This window comes from Microbacterium sp. 2MCAF23 (assembly GCF_052115565.1).
Lineage (GTDB): Bacteria > Actinomycetota > Actinomycetes > Actinomycetales > Microbacteriaceae > Microbacterium.
In genome coordinates, this window is the sequence record NZ_JBFRGY010000012.1 from 16,311 (window position 1) to 34,778 (window position 18,468).

Annotated in this window: 18 protein-coding genes; 11 read left to right on the forward strand and 7 right to left on the reverse strand. The window is 69.2% G+C overall.

Translation table 11 applies throughout. The annotated features are described in order from the left end of the window. Positions 1-90: 90 nt before the first annotated feature. The 3 genes from AB4078_RS13370 (at position 91) to AB4078_RS13380 (ending at position 3,104) form a co-directional block, all read left to right on the forward strand. Positions 91-438: a PLDc N-terminal domain-containing protein gene (locus AB4078_RS13370; protein WP_440734071.1), complete on the forward strand. Its 348-nt coding sequence runs from the start codon at positions 91-93 to the stop codon at positions 436-438. Positions 439-515: 77 nt separating this feature from the next. Continuing rightward, positions 516-2,183, forward strand: coding sequence for a 2-succinyl-5-enolpyruvyl-6-hydroxy-3-cyclohexene-1-carboxylic-acid synthase (gene menD, locus AB4078_RS13375; RefSeq protein WP_441977638.1), 1,668 nt, complete (start codon positions 516-518; stop codon positions 2,181-2,183). A gap of 63 nt (positions 2,184-2,246) precedes the next feature. Further along, positions 2,247-3,104: a polyphosphate kinase 2 family protein gene (locus AB4078_RS13380; protein ID WP_441977559.1), complete on the forward strand. Its 858-nt coding sequence runs from the start codon at positions 2,247-2,249 to the stop codon at positions 3,102-3,104. Positions 3,105-3,200: 96 nt separating this feature from the next. On the opposite strand, the gene AB4078_RS13385 is transcribed toward AB4078_RS13380, so the two are convergent. After that, positions 3,201-4,514: an isochorismate synthase gene (locus AB4078_RS13385; protein ID WP_441977560.1), complete on the reverse strand. Its 1,314-nt coding sequence runs from the start codon at positions 4,512-4,514 to the stop codon at positions 3,201-3,203. 74 nt (positions 4,515-4,588) lie between these two features. On the opposite strand from AB4078_RS13385, the gene AB4078_RS13390 reads away from it, so the two are divergent. From AB4078_RS13390 to AB4078_RS13405, 4 genes are read left to right on the forward strand one after another with little or no spacing between them, the layout of a single operon-like run. Beyond that, a complete protein-coding gene (locus AB4078_RS13390) occupies positions 4,589-5,170 on the forward strand; it encodes a hypothetical protein (RefSeq protein ID WP_441977561.1) in 582 nt (193 codons plus the stop codon). Positions 5,171-5,179: 9 nt separating this feature from the next. After that, on the forward strand, positions 5,180-5,902 hold the full coding sequence (locus tag AB4078_RS13395; RefSeq protein WP_441977562.1) for a class I SAM-dependent methyltransferase: 723 nt from the start codon (positions 5,180-5,182) through the stop codon (positions 5,900-5,902). Positions 5,903-5,945: 43 nt separating this feature from the next. After that, positions 5,946-7,007, forward strand: coding sequence for a polyprenyl synthetase family protein (locus AB4078_RS13400; RefSeq protein ID WP_441977563.1), 1,062 nt, complete (start codon positions 5,946-5,948; stop codon positions 7,005-7,007). A 25-nt stretch (positions 7,008-7,032) separates the two neighbouring features. Further along, entirely contained in the window at positions 7,033-8,406 is a 1,374-nt protein-coding gene (locus tag AB4078_RS13405) for an FAD-dependent oxidoreductase (protein ID WP_440734065.1), read from the forward strand. A gap of 53 nt (positions 8,407-8,459) precedes the next feature. Here AB4078_RS13405 and AB4078_RS13410 read toward each other — a convergent pair whose 3' ends face one another. Further along, the gene (locus AB4078_RS13410; protein ID WP_441977564.1) at positions 8,460-8,894 is read right to left on the reverse strand and encodes a hypothetical protein; all 435 of its coding nucleotides are present in this window, start codon (positions 8,892-8,894) and stop codon (positions 8,460-8,462) included. A 90-nt stretch (positions 8,895-8,984) separates the two neighbouring features. Here AB4078_RS13410 and AB4078_RS13415 point away from each other — a divergent pair, with 90 nt between their 5' ends. Beyond that, entirely contained in the window at positions 8,985-10,034 is a 1,050-nt protein-coding gene (locus AB4078_RS13415; protein WP_441977565.1) for an alpha/beta hydrolase, read from the forward strand. Positions 10,035-10,088: 54 nt separating this feature from the next. Here the strand turns inward: AB4078_RS13415 and AB4078_RS13420 are convergent, their stop codons facing one another. The 3 genes from AB4078_RS13420 to AB4078_RS13430 form a co-directional block, all read right to left on the reverse strand. Further along, complete coding sequence (locus tag AB4078_RS13420) at positions 10,089-10,724, reverse strand: GntR family transcriptional regulator (protein ID WP_440734050.1); 636 nt, start codon at positions 10,722-10,724, stop codon at positions 10,089-10,091. A gap of 188 nt (positions 10,725-10,912) precedes the next feature. Further along, positions 10,913-11,197: a DUF1905 domain-containing protein gene (locus AB4078_RS13425; RefSeq protein ID WP_440734049.1), complete on the reverse strand. Its 285-nt coding sequence runs from the start codon at positions 11,195-11,197 to the stop codon at positions 10,913-10,915. Further along, complete coding sequence (locus AB4078_RS13430) at positions 11,194-11,583, reverse strand: VOC family protein (protein WP_441977566.1); 390 nt, start codon at positions 11,581-11,583, stop codon at positions 11,194-11,196. The genes AB4078_RS13425 and AB4078_RS13430 overlap by 4 nt, the downstream gene beginning before the upstream one ends. Positions 11,584-11,808: 225 nt before the next feature. Here AB4078_RS13430 and AB4078_RS13435 point away from each other — a divergent pair, with 225 nt between their 5' ends. Next, positions 11,809-13,269, forward strand: a complete 1,461-nt coding sequence (locus AB4078_RS13435) for a hypothetical protein (RefSeq protein ID WP_441977567.1) — start codon at positions 11,809-11,811, stop codon at positions 13,267-13,269. A gap of 386 nt (positions 13,270-13,655) precedes the next feature. Here the strand turns inward: AB4078_RS13435 and AB4078_RS13440 are convergent, their stop codons facing one another. Both AB4078_RS13440 and AB4078_RS13445 read right to left on the reverse strand, forming a co-directional pair. After that, positions 13,656-14,144 (reverse strand): YajQ family cyclic di-GMP-binding protein, encoded by a 489-nt coding sequence (locus tag AB4078_RS13440; protein ID WP_440734046.1) that lies wholly within the window; start codon positions 14,142-14,144, stop codon positions 13,656-13,658. Positions 14,145-14,169: 25 nt separating this feature from the next. Next, positions 14,170-15,189, reverse strand: coding sequence for a LacI family DNA-binding transcriptional regulator (locus AB4078_RS13445; protein ID WP_441977568.1), 1,020 nt, complete (start codon positions 15,187-15,189; stop codon positions 14,170-14,172). 324 nt (positions 15,190-15,513) lie between these two features. Between AB4078_RS13445 and AB4078_RS13450 the strand changes: the two genes are divergently transcribed. Both AB4078_RS13450 and AB4078_RS13455 read left to right on the forward strand, forming a co-directional pair. Continuing rightward, on the forward strand, positions 15,514-16,752 hold the full coding sequence (locus tag AB4078_RS13450) for a sugar ABC transporter substrate-binding protein (protein WP_441977569.1): 1,239 nt from the start codon (positions 15,514-15,516) through the stop codon (positions 16,750-16,752). Between the two features lie 87 nt (positions 16,753-16,839). After that, positions 16,840-18,468, forward strand: a complete 1,629-nt coding sequence (locus AB4078_RS13455) for an ABC transporter permease subunit (RefSeq protein WP_441977570.1) — start codon at positions 16,840-16,842, stop codon at positions 18,466-18,468.

Here is an 18,468-nt window from a genome sequence, read left to right on the forward strand (position 1 = left end):
AACGCGGCCGCAGGACGGTGCCACGGGATCGCGTCCTCCGGCGACGCCCGTGCCGGATCCGGCATCCCCCCGCACGCCTAGACTGGAGTCGTGGCACGTTTCCTCGTGATCGGCGGTTTCCTGGCCGCGGTCTTCTGGGTGTACAGCATCGTCGACTGCATCGTGCAGCCGGCGAGCAGGCACCGAGGCGTGCCCAAAGCCGTCTGGATTGCGATCGTCGTCGTCATCCCCGTGATCGGCGGCCTGCTGTGGTTCACGATCGGGCGCACCCGGCGCGGGCACACCGCGGATCAGGAGCGCTATCTCCCGCTCGATGACGTCGATCCCGCCACCCGGATCAGCCCTGCCGAGCAGGAGCGTCTGATCCGGGAGCTCCAGGAGGAGTTGTCGCGTCTCGACGATCGCGGCGACCCCGACACTCCCGGCCCGCGCCCGTGACGGCCTCGCCCTCCGCGGGCTTCACCCCCTCCGCGGACCCCGTGCCCTCCGCGGACCCTGGTCCTGCCGCCGACTCCATGCACGCCGCGGCGCCCGATCCTGCCGCGGCGGCCGGGCAGGAGGGGGCTCCCGCCACCGAGGCCGCCGTGCGCCTGCTGACGGGCCTCGTCGCCCACGGCGTCGGCGACATCGTGCTGTCGCCGGGGTCACGCTCGCAGTCACTCGCGCTCGCCGCCGTCGCCCTCGCGCGGTCGGGATCCGTGCGCGTGCACGTGCGGATCGATGAGCGCGTCGCCGGCTTCACCGCCCTCGGCCTCGGCCGGGAGTCGGGGGCGCCCGCTGTCGTCGTCTGCACCTCGGGCACCGCGGCGGCCGGCTACCTGCCCGCGGCGATGGAAGCATTCCACGCGGGCGTGCCGCTGATCCTGCTCACCGCGGACCGGCCACCCGAGCTGCGCGGCGTCGGGGCGAACCAGGCCACGATCCAGCCCGGGATGTACCGCCCCTGGGTGCGGCTGAGCATCGATGCTCCCGTGCCGGGCGAAGCGGATCCGACGGTGTTCGCAGACCTCGCCGCCGACGCGGTCGCCGCCGCAGTCGGCGCCACGGGGGAGGGGCTCGCGGGTGTAGCCGGCCCGGTGCACCTGAACCTGCCTGTGCGCGAGCCGTTGTCCGGGACGCTGCCGGATCCGCTCCGCGCCGACCGCGGATCCGTTCCGCGCCTCGGCCCAACCGCGCCGTTGCATCTCGTCCGTGGTCCGCGTACCGTCGTCGTCGCCGGAGCCGACGCCGGCCCGGACGCCGAGCGGATCTCCCGCACCGGTGGCTGGCCGCTGATCGCGGAGATCGTGAGCGGCTCGCGCTTCGGAGATCACGTCGTGCCCGCGTACCGGGAGCGGCTGCGCGAGCCGGCGCTGGCCGGCCGGATCGAGCGCGTCATCGTGTTCGGGCACCCGACGCTCAGCCGTGAGGTCGCGGCCCTGCTGCGCCGCACCGACGTCGAAGTCATCGCCGTGGCCCGGGGCGGCGAGTCGCTGAACCTGTCCGGAGCGACGGTCGACGCACGCGCGATCGAGGTCGAGGCGGTCCCGGCCGCCCGTACGGACGAGGACGCCGCGTGGCTGGCCGCCTGGACCCGAGCGGAGGGGACTCACGCGGACCTCGCCCCCGACGGGGCGCTGGACCGCACCGCGCTCGTGCGGGCGGTGTGGGACGCCACCGGATCCGATGACCGTCTGCTGTTCGGCTCCTCGCGGATCGTGCGCGTCGCGGACCAGGCGCTCGCGGGTAAGGACGTGCGCGTGCACGCCAATCGCGGGCTCGCCGGCATCGACGGCACGATCGCGACGGGCATCGGCATCACCCTCGCCGCACAGGCCCGCGCGCAGACCGCCGATGCCGGAGCGGGCCGGACCGGAGTCACCCGGGTCCTCCTCGGCGACCTCTCGCTCCTCCACGATGTCGGATCCCTGCTGATTCCCGCTGACGAACCGGCGCCCCGGATCCAGGTCGTGGTCGGCAACGACGGCGGGGGCACGATCTTCGACGGTCTCGAGGTCGCGGGCACCGCCGCGGCCGAGGACCTCGACCGCGCCTTCTACACGCCGCAGGCCGTCGCGCTGGCGCCGCTCGCCGCCGCCTACGGCTGGACGTACGTGCGCGCCGACGGCGTCGCCGAGCTGGCGCACGCTCTCGCTGCAGAGATCGCCGGTCCGCAGCTGATCGAGGTGCCGCTCGCACGCTGAGCCCCCGGCGCGCCGCAGCGAGCGGGCCCGATCGGCGCCGTACCGATGCGGCATCATGGGGACATGAGCCAGCACTCCGCCGGGTGGACCGCCCCGGCCGCCGATGTCCTCCGCGTCACGTCCGCCGGCCTCGCCGCAGTCGATCCCGAGTCCACGCCCGGGTACCAGGGTCGCAAGGCGGACGGCGCCGAGTCGCTGGCCACCGGGCTCGCCGCGCTCGACGACCTGCAGGAGCGGCTGTTCGCGCGCTCCGCGGTGGGCGAGGCGCAGGCCAGCGTCCTGCTGGTCCTGCAGGCGATGGACTCGGCGGGCAAGGGCGGGATCGTCCGGCATGTCGTCGGAGGCGTGGATCCGCAGGGCATCGAGCTGGCCGCGTTCAAGGCGCCGACCGCCGAGGAGTTGCAGCACGACTTCCTCTGGCGCATCGAGAAGCGGCTGCCGGCCGAGGGCAAGATCGGCGTGTTCGACCGCTCGCATTATGAGGACGTGCTCATCGGACGGGTGCGCTCGCTCGCGCCCGCCGAGGAGATCGAGCGCCGCTACCGGGCGATCGTCGACTTCGAGAAGCGCGTGGTCGACTCCGGAACGCGCATCATCAAGGTCATGCTGCACATCTCCCGCGATGAGCAGAAGCAGCGCCTCATGGAGCGGCTGGAGCGTCCCGAGAAGCACTGGAAGTTCAACCCGGGCGACACCGACGAGCGCCTGCTCTGGGATGACTACATGGCCGCGTACGACACCGTCTTCGAGCGCACCTCGACCGACGACGCGCCCTGGTACGTGATTCCCGCGAACCGCAAGTGGTACGCGCGCCTCGCCGTGCAGGAGCTGCTGCTCGCCGCGCTCGAGGACATCGACCCGCAGTGGCCCGTCGCCGACTACGACGTCGAGGCCGAACGCAAGCGCCTCGCCGCGAGCTGAGCGGCGCTCGCTCTGTTTTCGAAGCGCGCAAATGGTCGCAATCAGCGGCCGGAAACCGCAATTCGCGCGCTTTGAAAGTCCGACCCCGGCTCTGGCTCAGGCCAGGGCGTCGACGATCGGGCGGAACTTCACCCGGGTCTCCAGCAGCTCCGCCTCGGGGTCGCTGCCGGCCACGATCCCTGCTCCGGCATAGGCCGTGAGCGGGATCGGCGCCCCGAGATCGGATCCGGATCCGGTCACATCGAACTGCGCGCACCGCAGCGCGATCGCCCACTCGCCGTTGCCGTGCGCGTCGATCCATCCGACCGGACCGGCGTAGCGCCCGCGGTCGAAGGGCTCGAGCTCGCGGATCGCGGCGATCGCGGCATCGGTCGGGGTGCCGGCGACGGCGGCCGTCGGGTGCAGCGCGGCCGCGAGGTCCAGCGCGGACGCGCCGTCGCTGAGCCGCGCGCGCACATCGGTCGCGAGGTGGAACAGGTTCGGCAGCTCCAGGATGAACGGGCCGCCCTCGGCGTCGAGCGCCGTGGTGTGCGGCGCGAGCGAGGCGACGACGCTGCGCACCGCGAATGCGTGCTCGTCGTTGTCCTTGGGGCTGTCCGCCAGGGAGGCGGCGGCGCGCGCATCGGTCACGGCGTCGGCGCCGCGCGCGGTCGTGCCGGCCAGCACACGGGCGGTCACCACGCCGTCCTGCGCCGTGACGAGGGTCTCCGGGCTCGCGCCGATGAGGCCGTCCACGGCGAACGCCCATGTGTCGGGGTACTCGGTGCTGAGGGCGCGCACCAGGCGGCGCAGGTCGGATCCGGCCGGCACCGTGCCGACCAGATCGCGCGCGAGCACGACCTTGCCGTAGCGGGCGTCGGCGATCGCCGCCAGCGCCCGTCGCACCGAGGCCTGGTAGCCCTGCGCCGACTGCGCGCCGGGACCGAGCGTGCCCGCCCAGTGCGGGCCGAGGGCCGTCGGCCCCGGGGCGGCGTCGGCGTCCAGTCCGTCGGTGGATCGATCGCTGTCGTCGGGATTGCCGTTCACGGCATCGCCGGCATCGAGGATGCGGGTGATCCAGGTGCGTCCGCCGTGTCGTCCGATCACGGTGCGCGGCACGATGAGCACGCTGTCAGCGGTGGAGCCCTCGTCGAACACCAGGGCCGCGAACGCGACAAGACCGGTGCCGGGCAGGCGCACGGCGTCGTCGATGCGGGCCGAGGAGCGGATGCCGTCCCACGCGTGACTGAGAGCGGCGGTGCGCGGCTCGGAACCGGCGGCGACGCGCACGACGCGCGCGGTCTCGGATCCGACGGCGACGATCCCGTCGCCGCGGCGCAACCACGCGCGCGGATCCACTGGATCGGCATAGGCGAGCAGGTCATCGGCGAGGTCGAACTCTCGCGTCTGAACGACCAGGCCGGCACTCACGGAACCAGCCTATTGCGTGCCGGAAGCGTCGCTGCGCCCCGCGCAGCGTCCGAGGCGCGACATAGAGTGGCACCGTGATCGCCGAACGTCCTGCACCCGGAACCGAGATCGTCTTCCAGTGGCGCAAGTGGGACGGCTCCCCGCACTGGCGCCACGAATGCGTCTACCTGGGTGCGGACGAATGGGGCGACTGGGTCGGTCAGCCCGCCGGCTGGGGGAGTGAACGCCCGGGGCGCACCTTCACCGCGGCGGCGCCCAACGTGACGCTCGTGCCGCCGAGCGGCGACTACGCCCTCACGGTGAACCGCGACCACCCCAAGGGAATGCGCATCTACATCGACCTCGCGTGGGACGTGCACGCCGAGCCCGCGGGCGGACCGCAGGCGGGCGAAGCGCCCGTGCTCTTCACAGGTATCGACATGGACCTCGACGTCGTGCGCGTCGACGGCGAGCGCGGCACGTGGATCGACGACGAGGACGAGTGGGACGAGCACCGCGTGCAGTACGGCTATCCCGCCGACGTGCAGCGGCACCTGGAGGCGCTCGCGGCCGACCTCGCAGAGCGGGTGCGTGCGCAGCTGCCACCGTTCGACGACGCCTCGGCCGACGTCTGGCTGGACCGCCTCGCGGAGCTCGCGCTGCCGCCGCGCGCGTAGGCTGGACGGGTGACCCCGTCTGAGCACAACCGCGCCGACCTCGGCAAGGACCCTTCCCGCGTCAGCGGCATGTTCGACCAGGTCGCGGCCGGCTACGACCGCACCAACACGGTGATGACCGTCGGCAACGACGCTCTCTGGCGGGCGGCGACGACGCGCGCGGTCGCGCCGAAGAAGGGCGAGCGCATCCTCGACCTCGGCGCGGGCACCGCCTCCTCCTCGGCCTCGCTCGCCCGCAGCGGCGCCGATGTGGTCGCGGCCGACTTCTCGCCGGGAATGCTCGCGGAGGGCAAGCGCCGGCACGGCGACCTGCCGAACCTCAGCTTCGTCGAGGCGGACGCGACGAACCTCCCGTTCGACGATGAGACCTTCGACGCGGTCACGATGTCGTACAGCCTGCGCAACGTGCAGGATCCGAAGAAGGCCATCGCTGAGCTGTACCGGGTAACCAAGCCCGGCGGCCGCGTCGTGATCAACGAGTTCTCCACGCCGCCGGCGAAGCTGCTGCGCGGCTTCTACAAGGTCTACAACGCGCAGGTGCTGCCGCGCGTGGCCCGCCTCGCCGGCAGCAACGGCGAGGCCTACGACTACCTCAACGAGTCGATCCGCGCCTGGCCCGATCAGCGCACGCTCGCCGGTTGGCTGCGCGAAGCGGGCTGGATCGACGTGGCTTGGCGCAACCTGTCCTTCGGGATCGTGGCGCTGCACCGCGCCCGCAAGCCGAAGGCGTGACGCGGGAACCGGGTACGGTGCGCGCCCAGGTAGGCTGGACGACGTGACTTCGAGCCCCGCCGCCACGGGTTCGCGCCTCGCGAGCCGTCTCGGTTTCAGCGACCGCGTGTTCGTCGGCCCCGCCGCGCGCAAGCTCGCCCGCGAGGTCGAGGCCGGTCTCGATCTCGTCGAAGAGGGCCTCGCGGTCGACCTGCGCATCGCCGACTCGATCGCCGACGCCCCGAGCCGCTACCTCTACGAGGCGGGCGGCAAGCGCGTGCGCCCCGTGCTGTCGCTGCTCACCGCGCAGCTCGGCGCAGGAAACGTGCCCGCGGTCATCGACATCGCCAAGGCCCTGGAGATGACGCACCTCGGCTCGCTCTATCACGACGACGTCATGGACGGCGCGGACCGCCGCCGCGGTGTGCCGGCGGCGCAGACCGTGTGGGGCAACAACATCGCGATCCTCACCGGAGACCTGCTGTTCTCCCGGGCGAGTCAGCTCATGTCGCGCCACGGCGACCGCGCGATCCGTCTGCAGGCCGACACCTTCGAGCGTCTCGTGCTCGGGCAGATGCATGAGACGGTGGGCCCGCAGGAGGGTGACGACCCTGTCGAGTTCTACATCCAGGTGCTCGCCGACAAGACCGGATCCCTCATCGCCGCAGCCACGCAGGCCGGTGCCATCTTCTCCGGCGCCCCCGCCGAATACGAGGTGCCGCTGCGCAACTACGGCGAGAAGGTCGGCGTTGCCTTCCAGCTGCTCGACGATGTGATCGACCTGTCGGCGAAGCCCGAGGACACCGGCAAGGTTCCGGGCACGGATCTGCGTGCGGGCGTTCCCACCATGCCCTCTCTGCTGCTGAGCGTCGAGACGGATCCGGAATCCACAGCGCTCGCCGCGGAGATCGACGCCGGCGTGCAGCGGATCGCCGCGGGCGAGGATCCGGCGATCCTCGATGACGCCCTCGCGCGCCTGCGCGACCACGCCGTCACCCGGAAGACCCTCGACCTCGCCCGCAGCTGGACCCAGGGCGCGATCGACGAGCTCTCCGTGCTGCCCAAGGGCCCCGTGCGCGATGCGCTGACCCGGTTCGCGGAGTCGCTCGCGGACCGCAGCAGCTGACGTCCTGCTGCCGAAAGGAACCACCATGACAAAGCTCAGGCTTGCCATCGTCGGAGCTGGCCCCGCCGGCATCTACGCCGCCGACCTCCTGCTGAAGGCCGAACGGCGCTTCGACGTCTCGATCGACCTGTTCGAGCAGCTGCCCGCGCCGTACGGCCTGGTGCGCTACGGCGTCGCCCCCGACCATCCGCGCATCAAGGGCATCATCACGGCCCTGCGCGACGTGCTGGACCGCGGCGACATCCGCCTGTTCGGCAACGTGAACTTCGGCACCGACATCACGCTCGAGGACCTGAAGCGGCACTACAACGCGGTGATCTTCGCGACCGGAGCCCGCCGCGACACCGGCATGGACATCCCCGGGATCGACGCGGTCGGATCCTACGGCGCCGCCGACTACGTGAGCTGGTTCGACGGGCACCCCGACGTGCCGCGGGAGTGGCCGCTGGACGCGGCATCGGTCGCCGTCATCGGCAACGGCAACGTGGCGCTCGACGTGTCGCGCATGCTCGCCAAGCACGCCGAGGACCTGCTGGTCACGGAGGTGCCGGCGAACGTCTACGAGGGCATGAAGTCGAGCGCCGTCACCGATGTGCACGTGTTCGGACGCCGTGGCCCGGCGCAGGTGAAGTTCACCCCGCTCGAGCTGCGCGAGCTCGGCGAGCTGCGCGACGTCGACATGGTCGTCTACGACGAGGACTTCGAATACGACGACGCCTCCCGCGACGCGATCGCCAGCAACAAGCAGGTCATGGTCATCGACCGGGTGCTGCAGGCCTGGCGCAAGCGCGATTCGGTGAACAACGCCGGCGGCACCGCGTCGCGCCGTCTGCACCTGCACTTCTGGGCGCGGCCCGTCGAGGTCAAGGCCGACGAGAACGGTCGCGTCGCGGCGCTCGTCTACGAGCGCACGAAGCCGGACGGCACGGGCGGCGCGGTCGGCACCGGAGAGATGCGCGAGGTGCCGATCCAGGCGCTGTACCGCGCGGTCGGATACTTCGGCTCGCCGCTGGACGGCGTCCCGTTCGACAAGAAGCACGGCGTGATCCCCAACCGCGAGGGCCAGGTGCTCGCGAAGGACTCCAACCAGCGAGTGCCCGGCATCTACGCCACCGGCTGGATCAAGCGCGGTCCCGTGGGCCTCATCGGGCACACCAAGTCCGACGCCATGGAGACCGTGCGTCACCTCATCAACGACCAGGGTTCCTGGTGGCAGCCGGAGGATCCGTCCGAAGAGGCGATCCCTGCTCTGCTCGCCGAGCGCGACGTGCGCTGGACCGACCTCGACGGGTGGCACCGGCTCGATGAGCACGAGGTCGCGCTCGGCGCCCCGGAGGAGCGCGCGCGCGTCAAGGTCGTGCCGCGCGAGGACATGGTCCGCATCTCCCGCGGGGAGTGAGCCGAGTCCTTTCCCGCATCTCCCGCGGGGAGTGACCCGGCCGCCTGCCGGGTCTACTTCTTCGCGGTCACCTCGACGGTGAAGGTGACGTGGGCGCCCGAGGCGCTGTTGTCCAGCGTGACCTTGGTGGTGCCCTCGGCCAGTGCGTCGAGTCCGGGATTGAACTGAGCGGATCCGTCGTCCTTGCCCGGAACGAAGGCGACGACCTTCGCATCCGCGATGTCCGCGGTCCAGTGCGCGAAGTCCTTGTCGTCGCCGGTGAGGTCGATGGTGTTGCCGACGGGCGCCTTCACCGTGGTCCCGTCGACCGTGCCGAGGTCGACGATGATCGGAGGCAGCATATCGCTGCCGGTCGTCTCGGGGGTGCTGCTCGTGCTGGTGGCGGGCGCGACGCCCCCGGAGCAGCCGGCGAGGGCGAACGCCCCCGTGGTGAGGGCGGCGACCGCCACGAGGCCGGCGATCGAGCGGTGCAGTCGAGTGCGGATCATGATTCCTCCTGAGCAGTGCGCGTCGATGTGGCCCAGCGTAGAGGAGGCGTGCTCCGAGGCGCCGCCGAACGGCGCGGATACTCTGGATCCATGAGCCACCCCGTCTCCGCCACGTGGATGCCCGACGTGCTCGGCGACGAGTTCGAGCAGCTCCCTCTGCCGCTCGGATCCGATGACGAGGGAGAGATCGTCGCGACCCTGGTGCGGGCGCTTCCGCGACGCACGGCCTGGCAGCGCCTGTTCGGGGATGGCCGGCAGCTCGCCGACACCGATGTGCTGTACGTGCACGGGTGGTCGGACTACTTCTTCCAGAAGCGGCTCGCACGGTTCTGGACCGGCCGCGGCGCACGCTTCTTCGCACTCGACCTGCGCAAGTACGGCCGCAGCCTGCGCGAGTACCAGACCCCGGGCTACATCGGTGATCTCGTCGAGTACGACCAGGACATCGCCGCCGCGCTCGCCGCGATGCAGGAGGGATCCGGCGCGGTCGGGCGCCGGCTGGTCTTGCTCGGCCACTCCACGGGCGGGCTGATCCTGAGCCTCTGGGCCGCACGGAATCCCGGCGTCGCGTCGGCCGTGATCCTGAACAGCCCGTGGCTGGAGTTCCAGCTCTCGCGCTTCACGCGGGAGACGATCACGCCGCTCGTGGGGCTGCGCGCCAAATACCGCCCGCTCGATCGTGCGCCGCAAGTCGACCTGGGCTACTACACGCGTGCGCAGCAGGAGGCCGCGGATCCGGCGGATCCGATGGACGTCAATCTCAGCTGGCGGCCGGCGCAGACGATGGCCGTGCACGCCGGGTGGCTGCACGCGATCCTGGGCGGGCATGCGGCGATCGCCGCGGGGATCGCGATCGACGTTCCCGTGTGCGTGCTGCTGTCCGCACGCAGCGCCGTACCGACGGCATGGTCGGATGACCTCACCCGCGCCGACAGCGTGCTGGTCGTCGAGGACATCGCCCGCGCCGCGCTGAGGATCGGCCCCTCGGTGACGATCGAGCGCATCGACGGCGCGCTGCACGACGTGTTCCTGTCCCGGCACGAGGCGCGGGAGGAGGCGTACGCCCGCCTCGGATACTGGGTCGACGGCTGGTCCGCCTCGGACCGCATCGCACGGCGGGTGCCGCGGCGGCCGGCCTGACCCGAACGCGGCGAAGGGCCGGCCGCCGGCCCACACGAGACGCGGGGGCGTGCCTCAGTCCACGAGGTGCATGGCGCGCACGAGATGCTCCGCGGAGTGCCCGTCGCCGGCGAGGATCGCCTCGGCGAGCTCGGCGTGCAGCGCGCGCATGGCGTCTCGTTGAGAGGCGTCGACGGACCACGGCCGCAGGTTGCGGGTCAGCGGCATGCTCGTCTCGTCGAGCACCGAGCTGAGGATGTCGTTCTCGCAGCGCTCGGCGAGGTAGTGCAGCAGCGCCCAGCGCTCGGCGGAGAGCGCCGCCGGATCGTCGAGGCCGTCGTCCAGGCTGCGAGCGAGAGCAGCGGCCTCCTCGCGCTCCGCATCACTCAGCCGCGGCACCGCGATCGCGGCGACCGCGCCGCCGAGATAGCCCGCGTACTCGAGGGTCTTCGCCGTGAGCTGCGGAGGCACCTCGGTGACCTGCGTGTACCGGCTCGGATACATCTCGACCAGGCCGACCCGCTCGAGCCGCTGCAGCGCCTCACGGATCGGCATCCGTGACACGCCGAACTTCTCTGCAAGATCCGCATCCCGGATCCGTGATCCCGGCGGCAATGTGCCGTCGATGATCGACGCACCGACCTGCTGATACACCTCTTCTGCGAGGAGTTGTTTCGTCGCCCCCAGCGGCGACCGAACCACGCCAGTCATCGGACCGCGTTCGCCCATCACTACCCCCAAGTAGTTTCCCCAGAACAGCACTATCTCACCGCTCGGGGGCAAACCCAAATACCGGTATCGAAGTGATGCGCGCGTCGCGCATCCCGCGACATTCAGAGGCGTTTTTGCGACGTCAGGGGTGATTTCGGGGGTCGGGGAATCCCGGACCGGATGAGGCGTCAACTGCGCCGGCGGGTGAGGTGGACGGTGACGTCTTCGCCCTCGTTCTTGCCGATCGCCCGGCGGATCGTGCTCGCGATCGGCAGCTTGTGGGTGCCGTCGCCCAGTGCCATGAACGCGCCGTCGAAAGGATGCCCGTCGACGGTTCCGGACACCTTGACCAGCCCGCGCGTGCCGAACACCGTCGCCGAGTCCGGCAGCTGCACGCAGATCCACGTGTCACCCGCGCGCACGCGGCCGAGCGTGGCGGTGAAGGTGATGTCCAGAGGCCCGACCGTGCTCATGACCCCGCGCCGTCCGTCTCGGGCACTGTCCCGGTGAGGGAGAAGGCGTTGCCGTCGGGGTCCCGCCACGCGAACATCGCCGGAGTCCCGGGCCAGCGCAGGATCTCGTCGACGTCGATGCCCTCGGCCACCATGGCGGCGTGGGCGGCGTCGACGTCATCCGAAGTGAACCGGATCCCGATCGATCCGCGGTGGACGGCCGGATCCGCGGGCTCGAGGGTGACGACCACGTCACCGCCGGGCGTCAGCTCGATCCAGCGGCCGTTCGGCGTGGGTGTGTCGCGCAGGAGCGTGAACCCGAGGCTCCGGTAGAAGCGCAGCGCGTCGTCCTGATCGTTCACAGGGATGCTCACCGCGCGGATGCCGGTGATGGGGGTGCTGTCCATGATGTGTCCCTTTCCTGAGCGGAGGTTCCGTCCAGGAAGATGACGTTCGACGTCGTGCGCGATCGACAGGCCGCCCCAGGAGCGCATTGACGAGGCCTGCCGTCCAGGTCGGGTGGAACAAGAACTCAGGGACTACCAACAGCAAACTTAGCGATGTCCCCGCATCGACGTCTGTAGGGAAAACGGGGGACAGCTAGCGTCGCCCAAGGTCAATATGTTGAGACCATGACTCAATACGACAAGTCGCCTCTCGGTGCACCATTCGGACCACGCCTGACCCGGCGCGGCTTCATCATTGGCAGCTCGCTAGCGGCAACGGCGATCTCAGTGGGAATCTCTTCCCCTGCATATGCGGATACGTCTTTGCAGGTGTCGACCGCGAAGGTGGAGATCACCCCGGACACCGGTTACCCGATGGCCGGGTTCGCAACCGAAACTGAACCGCGGCGCTCCGAAGGCGTCAATGAACCGCTGATGGCGCGTTGCATCGTCTTGTGGGACAACGGTGCCCCGAACGTCATCGTGTCTGCAGACGTTCTCGCGTTTGGCCGAACCATGCACCAGGCAATCCGGGACGGCGTGATTGCCCTCGGCGTCAGTAGTTCGGACTTTGTTCTCAACGCGACCCATACCCACAATGGGCCAGTGCTGATCGAGCGCCTCGACCCGTACATCGCCTACGCGGTGACGGACATGGCCGAGATCTCGGACTACTCCGATTGGCTCGTAAACGAGATCATCTCACTCGTTCAGACCGCGCTTGGGGCCACGCGTACCACCTGCACCCTCGACTATCAGGTGGCGGACGAAGACTTCTCGATCAACCGCGTTGGGTTGAGCTACGTCGAACGCGACGTACCCATCCTTGTCGCCCGCGCTACAGACGGGACACCGCGCGCGGTGCTGTTCAGCTACGGCGCTCACCCGGTCGCCGGAAATGGCGGAACCCTGTTCGATCCCGACTATCCGAGCGAAGCGATCAAGACGATCGAAGCCGCCTACTCAGGCGCGTTCGCACAGTTCATCCTCGGTCCTGCCGGCGATCAGAATCCTGCGCTAATGGACGGAATCCAGCAGTCGGACGCGTACGGCTACGATCTTGGCCTGACCGTCGTCAACAGCATCAATACCCCGGGACGGACGATCACAGCACCGATAAGTACGGCGCTGTCTGAGGCGGAACTGCCCTTGGACGTCACCGACACTCCGTCGAACCGGGTCGCTCTGCAGCAAGTCTTCCAAGCTCGACAGGTCAACCCCGCGACGGACTACGAACATCGGCATGGCGAAGTCATGGAGCAGGTCGCCGCGTCGCCAGACCCGCTCGAAGACACCGTCCCGCTCCCGGTGCAACGTTGGCAGTTCGGAGGTGCACCGGGGCTAACGATGATCTTCTCGGGTGGCGAGGTCGTCTCCGGCTACGCCGTGTACTTCCGATCGATAAGCGGCGGAGCGAACCAACTCTGGTTCTCGGCCTATGCCAATGAGGTCCCCGGTTACATTCCCAGCGATGAGATCCTCGCGAATCCCGGATACGAAGCCGGGTATGCCGCCGACCACCCGGGAGTGGCAGCGGCGTCAATGGCCGCCTACGGTCATCTCGCCCATTTTCGAGGCCGCCCTGCCGGCACCTCAGTCACGGGAGTGGAGCAGGTCTTCATCGACGAGATTCAATCACTCCTCTAGACCGTACGACGAAATCGCCCCTGCCTCTCCGACGCGGGGGCGATTTCGTGTCATCGAGGTTCCGCGCAGCCGAGAGGGTCAGCGTAGTCGGGCGTGCTCGGCAACGCTGGCGCACTTACTTCAGCGAGTCAGGCTGCGAGAAGGCATGACAAACGTCCCGCTGCTGCGTATCCGACTGCGATCTCCGTGGCGTCGTGGCCGGGTTCTTGAAGCCCTCTGTGAGGCTTGTCGTCTGCGTCGAGCAAGAGGCGTTCGATGTGGGTAGCGCGGATCTCCGGCTTCGCCCCGAGCTCTTCGACAAGTTGCAGGACCGACCGAGGCCAAACGCTCCAGCGCCACTCCTGCGGGATCTGGGGATGCTGGGTGAGAATCCCAGGGTCAGGGCTTCAGCGGAAGTTGATGAACTGGAGATCCAGGTCCAGATCGGATCCCTTGAGCAGCGCGATCACGGCCTGCAGGTCGTCGCGGCTCTTGGACTGCACGCGCAGTTCATCGCCCTGGATCTGCGACTTGACGGACTTGGGGCCCTCGTCGCGGATGATCTTGCCGATCTTCTTCGCGTTCTCCGAGCTGATGCCCTCCTTGAGGGTCGACTCGAGACGGAACTCCTTGCCGCTGGCCGTGGGGTCGCCGGACTCCAGGCTCTTCAGGGAGATGCCGCGCTTGATGAGCTTGGTCTGGAACACGTCCAGCACCGCACGGGCGCGCTCGTCCGAGTTCGCCAGGATCACGATCTTGTCGCCGCTCCAGGCGATCGAGGCGCCGACCCCCTTGAAGTCGTAGCGCTGCTCGATCTCCTTTCGGGCCTGGTTGAGGGCGTTGTCCGCCTCCTGGCGATCGACCTTGGACACGATGTCGAATGAGCTGTCAGCCATACAGGCAGTGTAACGAGCAGCGAGCTCACGCGGTCTCGTGCACGGCGCCGCCCGGACGCGCCGTCGACGAGCGCACCACGAACCGCGGGGTGAGCGTGCGGTGCTCGGGTGCTGCTCCCGGGTTGTCCAGCTGCGCGAGGAGCAGGTGCGCGGCGAGGCGACCCTGCCCAGCTGGATCCTGCGCCAGCGTGGTCAGACCGAAGAACGCGGACAGCTTGTGGTCGTCGATGCCGACGATCGAGAGATCGTCGGGGACGCGCAGGCCCAGATCGCGCGCGGCGAGCATGCAGCCGATCCCGATCTCGTCGCTCGCCGCGAAGATCGCGGTGGGCCGATCGTGCGCGAGCAGCGCCTTCGCGGCCGCGTATCCGGAGGGGATGTCGAAGTCCGCCTCCCAGAACCCCGTCTCCTCGACTTCGAGCCCCGCCGCGCGCATGGCGGACAGCCACCCGTCGTAGCGCGCATCGCCGAGCTGGAAGGCGCTCGCGATCGTCCTGCCCGCGCCGACGTAGGCGATGCGGGTGTGGCCGAGCGAGAGGAGGTGCTCCGTGGCGAGAGTCGCCATTCGCGCGTTGTCGACGTCGACCGCTGTGGCGCCCTCGATGTAGCCGCCGATGCTGACCACGGGCTTGCCGAGCGCGCGCAGCGCGCGAATCTCGTCGGGTGTCAGCTCGATGCTGGCCGCGATCAGGCCGTCGATGCTGGCCCGACGCAGCGAGCTGCCGAACACCTGGTCGCGCTGGGACTCGTTGCCCTGCAGGTCGTACAGGGTCACGTCATAGCCCTGACTGAGCAGCACGGACTCGATGCCGGTGAGCAGATCCGTGAAAAACCAGCGGTCGATGAACGGCACCATGAACCCGATGTGCCGGGTGCGCCCCGACGCCAGCCCCGAGGCGTTCGAGGAGATCACGTAGCCGAGCTCCGCGGCCGCCGCCAGGACCTTCTCCCTGGTGGCCGGCGACGCCGTCTTCCCGTTCAGGGCGCGCGAGACCGTGGCGGTGGACACGCCGGCGAGACGCGCCACATCGGCGATGTCAGCCACACGGGCCTCCTAGGAAGTCGGGTCAAGGAAGGGTATCGGTCCGGACCGGCGGACGACGGATGCGTGACGTTCCCCGATGTTTGTTCGGCTCATTGTTGTAAACGTTTCCGAGCAACGCAACCCTCAATGCGGCAGGCTCGCTTATCAATAGCAGTGCGGATGCAGCCAGCTCGCGTCCCAGTCAGGCCCTCCTAGCGAGGGGTTGCGCGAAGCGTCGCGGATCCGCATACTGTAAACGCTTGCAATCCTCGCAGGCGGAGCGAGCGCCCTCTGGCGCGAGATCGGAGCCGATTGCGCTCCCTGAAGACCGAGAGAGGTACACCGATGAAGGTGAACAGGAAGAGCGTCGTCGCGTTCGGCGCACTCCTCGTGGCCGGCGCACTGGCGCTGACCGGCTGCGGCGGCAGCAGCAACGGCGGTGGCTCGTCCGCCGGAAGCGACAAGACCACGGGCTCGCTCACAGTCTGGGTCGACTCCAACCGCGCGGCTGCGATGAAGCAGGTCGCCGCCGACTTCAAGAAGGACAAGGGCATCACCATCAACCTGGTGGTCAAGGACTTCGGCAAGATCCGCGACGACTTCACCGCCCAGGTCCCCACCGGCAAGGGGCCCGACATCACGATCGGCGCGCACGACTGGATCGGATCCTTCGTGAAGGACGGCCTCGTCGCTCCGATCGAGCTGGGCGACTCCGCCTCCAAGTTCGAGAAGGTCGCCGTCTCCGCGGTCACCTACGACGGCAAGGTCTACGGCCTGCCCTACGCGATCGAGAACATCGCGATCCTGCGCAACACCGCGCTCGCCGACTCCACTCCGGCCAGTTACGACGAGATGATCGCCAAGGGCAAGGCCGCGGGCACCAAGTACCCGTTCCTGATCGGACTCGACGCGGCCACCGGTGACGCGTACCACACGTACCCGTTCCAGACCTCGTTCGGCAGCCAGGTCTTCGCGCAGAACGCGGACGGCAGCTACGACGCCAAGAAGCTCACGATCGGCGACGAGGCCGGGCAGAAGTTCGCCACCTGGCTGGGCGCGCAGGGCGCGGCCGGCATCTTCAACCCCGGCCTGACCGGCGATCTCGCCAAGGCCGCCTTCAACGCGGGCGAGGCTCCGTACTTCATCAGCGGCCCCTGGAACCTGCCCGACGCGGAGAAGGCCGGCATCAAGGTCTCCGTCGACCCCATCCCGAGCGCCGGCGGCCAGGAGGCCCGTCCGTTCGCAGGCGTGCAGGCGTTCTTCGTGAACGCGAAGTCGAAGAACACCCTCGCCGCGAACGAGTTCCTGGTGAACTACCTCGCCACCCCCGCCGTGCAGACCGCGCTCTACAAGGCGGGCGGCCGCCCGCCGGCACTGACGGAGTCGTTCCAGGCTGCGCAGTCCGACCCCGCGGTGGCCGGCTTCGCCAAGGTTGGCGCCAACGCCGTGCCGATGCCGTCGGTGCCCGAGATGGGCTCCGTGTGGGACGACTGGGGCAAGTCCGAGGTCGCGATCATCAAGGGCGGCGACCCGGCCAGCACCTGGACGGGCATGACCCAGGCCATCCAGACCAAGATCGGCTGATCCGCTCGTGAATCCGGTGCGGGGAGGCGCGCGATCGCGCCGCCTCCCTGCACCTCCGCCCGCTGACGACGTTGTGAAGGGGTCGAGATGACGGGTCCTGCCGTGCAGGAGAAGACGCAGGAGTCCTCGGCCATGTCCGCCGAGGACAGGGCGCGCAGCCGCCGCCAGCGGCGAGCTGCCGCCTATGCCGAGGCCGCATCGGCCGGCTGGAAGGTGTGGCTGGTCAAGATCGTCGCGCTCGCGGTGATCGACGCCCTCGCGCTCTACGCCGTGTTCGCGCTCGCCGCGGGTGCGCAGTGGACGCCGGCCGTGCTGGTCGCCGTGGGCGTGCTGGCGATCAACGCCGTCTACCTCATTCCCGGCCTGCTGCCCGCGAAGTATCTGACGCCGGGCCTCGTGTTCCTGCTGATCTTCCAGATCTTCGTCGTGCTGTACTCGGGTTACGTCGCCTTCACGAACTACGGATCCGGGCACAACTCCACCAAGGACGACGCGGTGCAGGCGCTGCTGCTGCAGTCGCAGACCCGCGTGGCGGACTCCCCGACGTTCTCCGTCAAGATCCTCGAGAAGGACGGGAAGTTCTTCTTCCTCACCGCAGAGCCCGGCAGCGACGAGCCGCTGATCGGCGGCGCCGACCGCCCGCTCTCCACCGAACCCGGTATCAGCGCCGATGGCGCCCCCGGCTTCACCACCCTCGACTTCCCGAGCGTCATCGCCCACCAGGACGACATCGCCGCCCTGGCCGTGCCGCTCTCGCACGACCTGAACAAGGGCTATCTCAAGACCACCGACGGTTCCAAGGCGTACCTGTTCACCTCGACCCTCACCTGGGATCCGACGGCCGACACGATGACCGACACCAAGACCGGCGTCGTCTACAGCGACACCGGCCGCGGCGCGTTCACCGCGAAGGACGGCAAGGCACTGCTGCCCGGCTGGCAGGTGTGGGTCGGCGGCGACAACTTCGTCCGCGCGTTCTCGGACCAGTCCATCCGGGGCCCGTTCCTCGCGGTGCTGCTGTGGACCTTCGCGTTCGCGATCCTCTCGGTCGCGACGACGTTCATCCTCGGCCTGTTCCTCGCGATCGTGTTCAACGATCCGAAGATGCGCAGCCGCAAGTACTACCGGCTGATCATGATCCTGCCGTACGCGTTCCCCGCGTTCCTGTCGGCGCTGGTGTGGGCAGGGCTCTTCAACAAGGACTTCGGCTTCATCAACCAGGTCGTCCTCGGCGGGGCGTCGATTCCGTGGCTGACGGATCCGTGGCTCGCCAAGGCAGCGATCCTCATCGCGAATCTGTGGCTCGGCTTCCCCTATATGTTCCTCGTCACGACCGGCGCCCTGCAATCGCTGCCCGACGACGTCGTCGAGGCGGCGCGCGTGGACGGCGCGAGCGTGTGGCAGACGTTCCGGCTGATCAAGTTCCCGCTGCTGCTCGTGGCCGTCGCGCCGCTGCTGATCGCCTCGTTCGCGTTCAACTTCAACAACTTCGGGCTCATCTTCCTGCTCACCAACGGCGGTCCGCAGTTCACCGACGCGAGCATCAACGTGGGATCCACGGATCTGCTCATCTCGATGGTCTACAAGGTCGCCTTCGTCGGCTCCGAGCGGGACTACGGCCTCGCCAGCGCCTTCTCGATCATCATCTTCGTGCTGGTCGCCGCCATCTCCCTGATCGGATTCCGGCAGACCAAGGTGCTGGAGGATCTGAACTGA

Excerpts from the sequence above, each read along its gene's own strand:
- menD (WP_441977638.1), top strand. The coding sequence starts at position 516 with ATGCACGCCGCGGCGCCCGATCCTGCCGCGGCGGCCGGGCAGGAGGGG.
- AB4078_RS13380 (WP_441977559.1), top strand. The coding sequence starts at position 2,247 with ATGAGCCAGCACTCCGCCGGGTGGACCGCCCCGGCCGCCGATGTCCTC.
- AB4078_RS13405 (WP_440734065.1), top strand. The coding sequence starts at position 7,033 with ATGACAAAGCTCAGGCTTGCCATCGTCGGAGCTGGCCCCGCCGGCATC.
- AB4078_RS13410 (WP_441977564.1), bottom strand. The coding sequence starts at position 8,894 with ATGATCCGCACTCGACTGCACCGCTCGATCGCCGGCCTCGTGGCGGTC.
- AB4078_RS13415 (WP_441977565.1), top strand. The coding sequence starts at position 8,985 with ATGAGCCACCCCGTCTCCGCCACGTGGATGCCCGACGTGCTCGGCGAC.
- AB4078_RS13420 (WP_440734050.1), bottom strand. The coding sequence starts at position 10,724 with ATGACTGGCGTGGTTCGGTCGCCGCTGGGGGCGACGAAACAACTCCTC.
- AB4078_RS13425 (WP_440734049.1), bottom strand. The coding sequence starts at position 11,197 with ATGAGCACGGTCGGGCCTCTGGACATCACCTTCACCGCCACGCTCGGC.
- AB4078_RS13430 (WP_441977566.1), bottom strand. The coding sequence starts at position 11,583 with ATGGACAGCACCCCCATCACCGGCATCCGCGCGGTGAGCATCCCTGTG.
- AB4078_RS13435 (WP_441977567.1), top strand. The coding sequence starts at position 11,809 with ATGACTCAATACGACAAGTCGCCTCTCGGTGCACCATTCGGACCACGC.
- AB4078_RS13440 (WP_440734046.1), bottom strand. The coding sequence starts at position 14,144 with ATGGCTGACAGCTCATTCGACATCGTGTCCAAGGTCGATCGCCAGGAG.
- AB4078_RS13450 (WP_441977569.1), top strand. The coding sequence starts at position 15,514 with ATGAAGGTGAACAGGAAGAGCGTCGTCGCGTTCGGCGCACTCCTCGTG.
- AB4078_RS13455 (WP_441977570.1), top strand. The coding sequence starts at position 16,840 with ATGACGGGTCCTGCCGTGCAGGAGAAGACGCAGGAGTCCTCGGCCATG.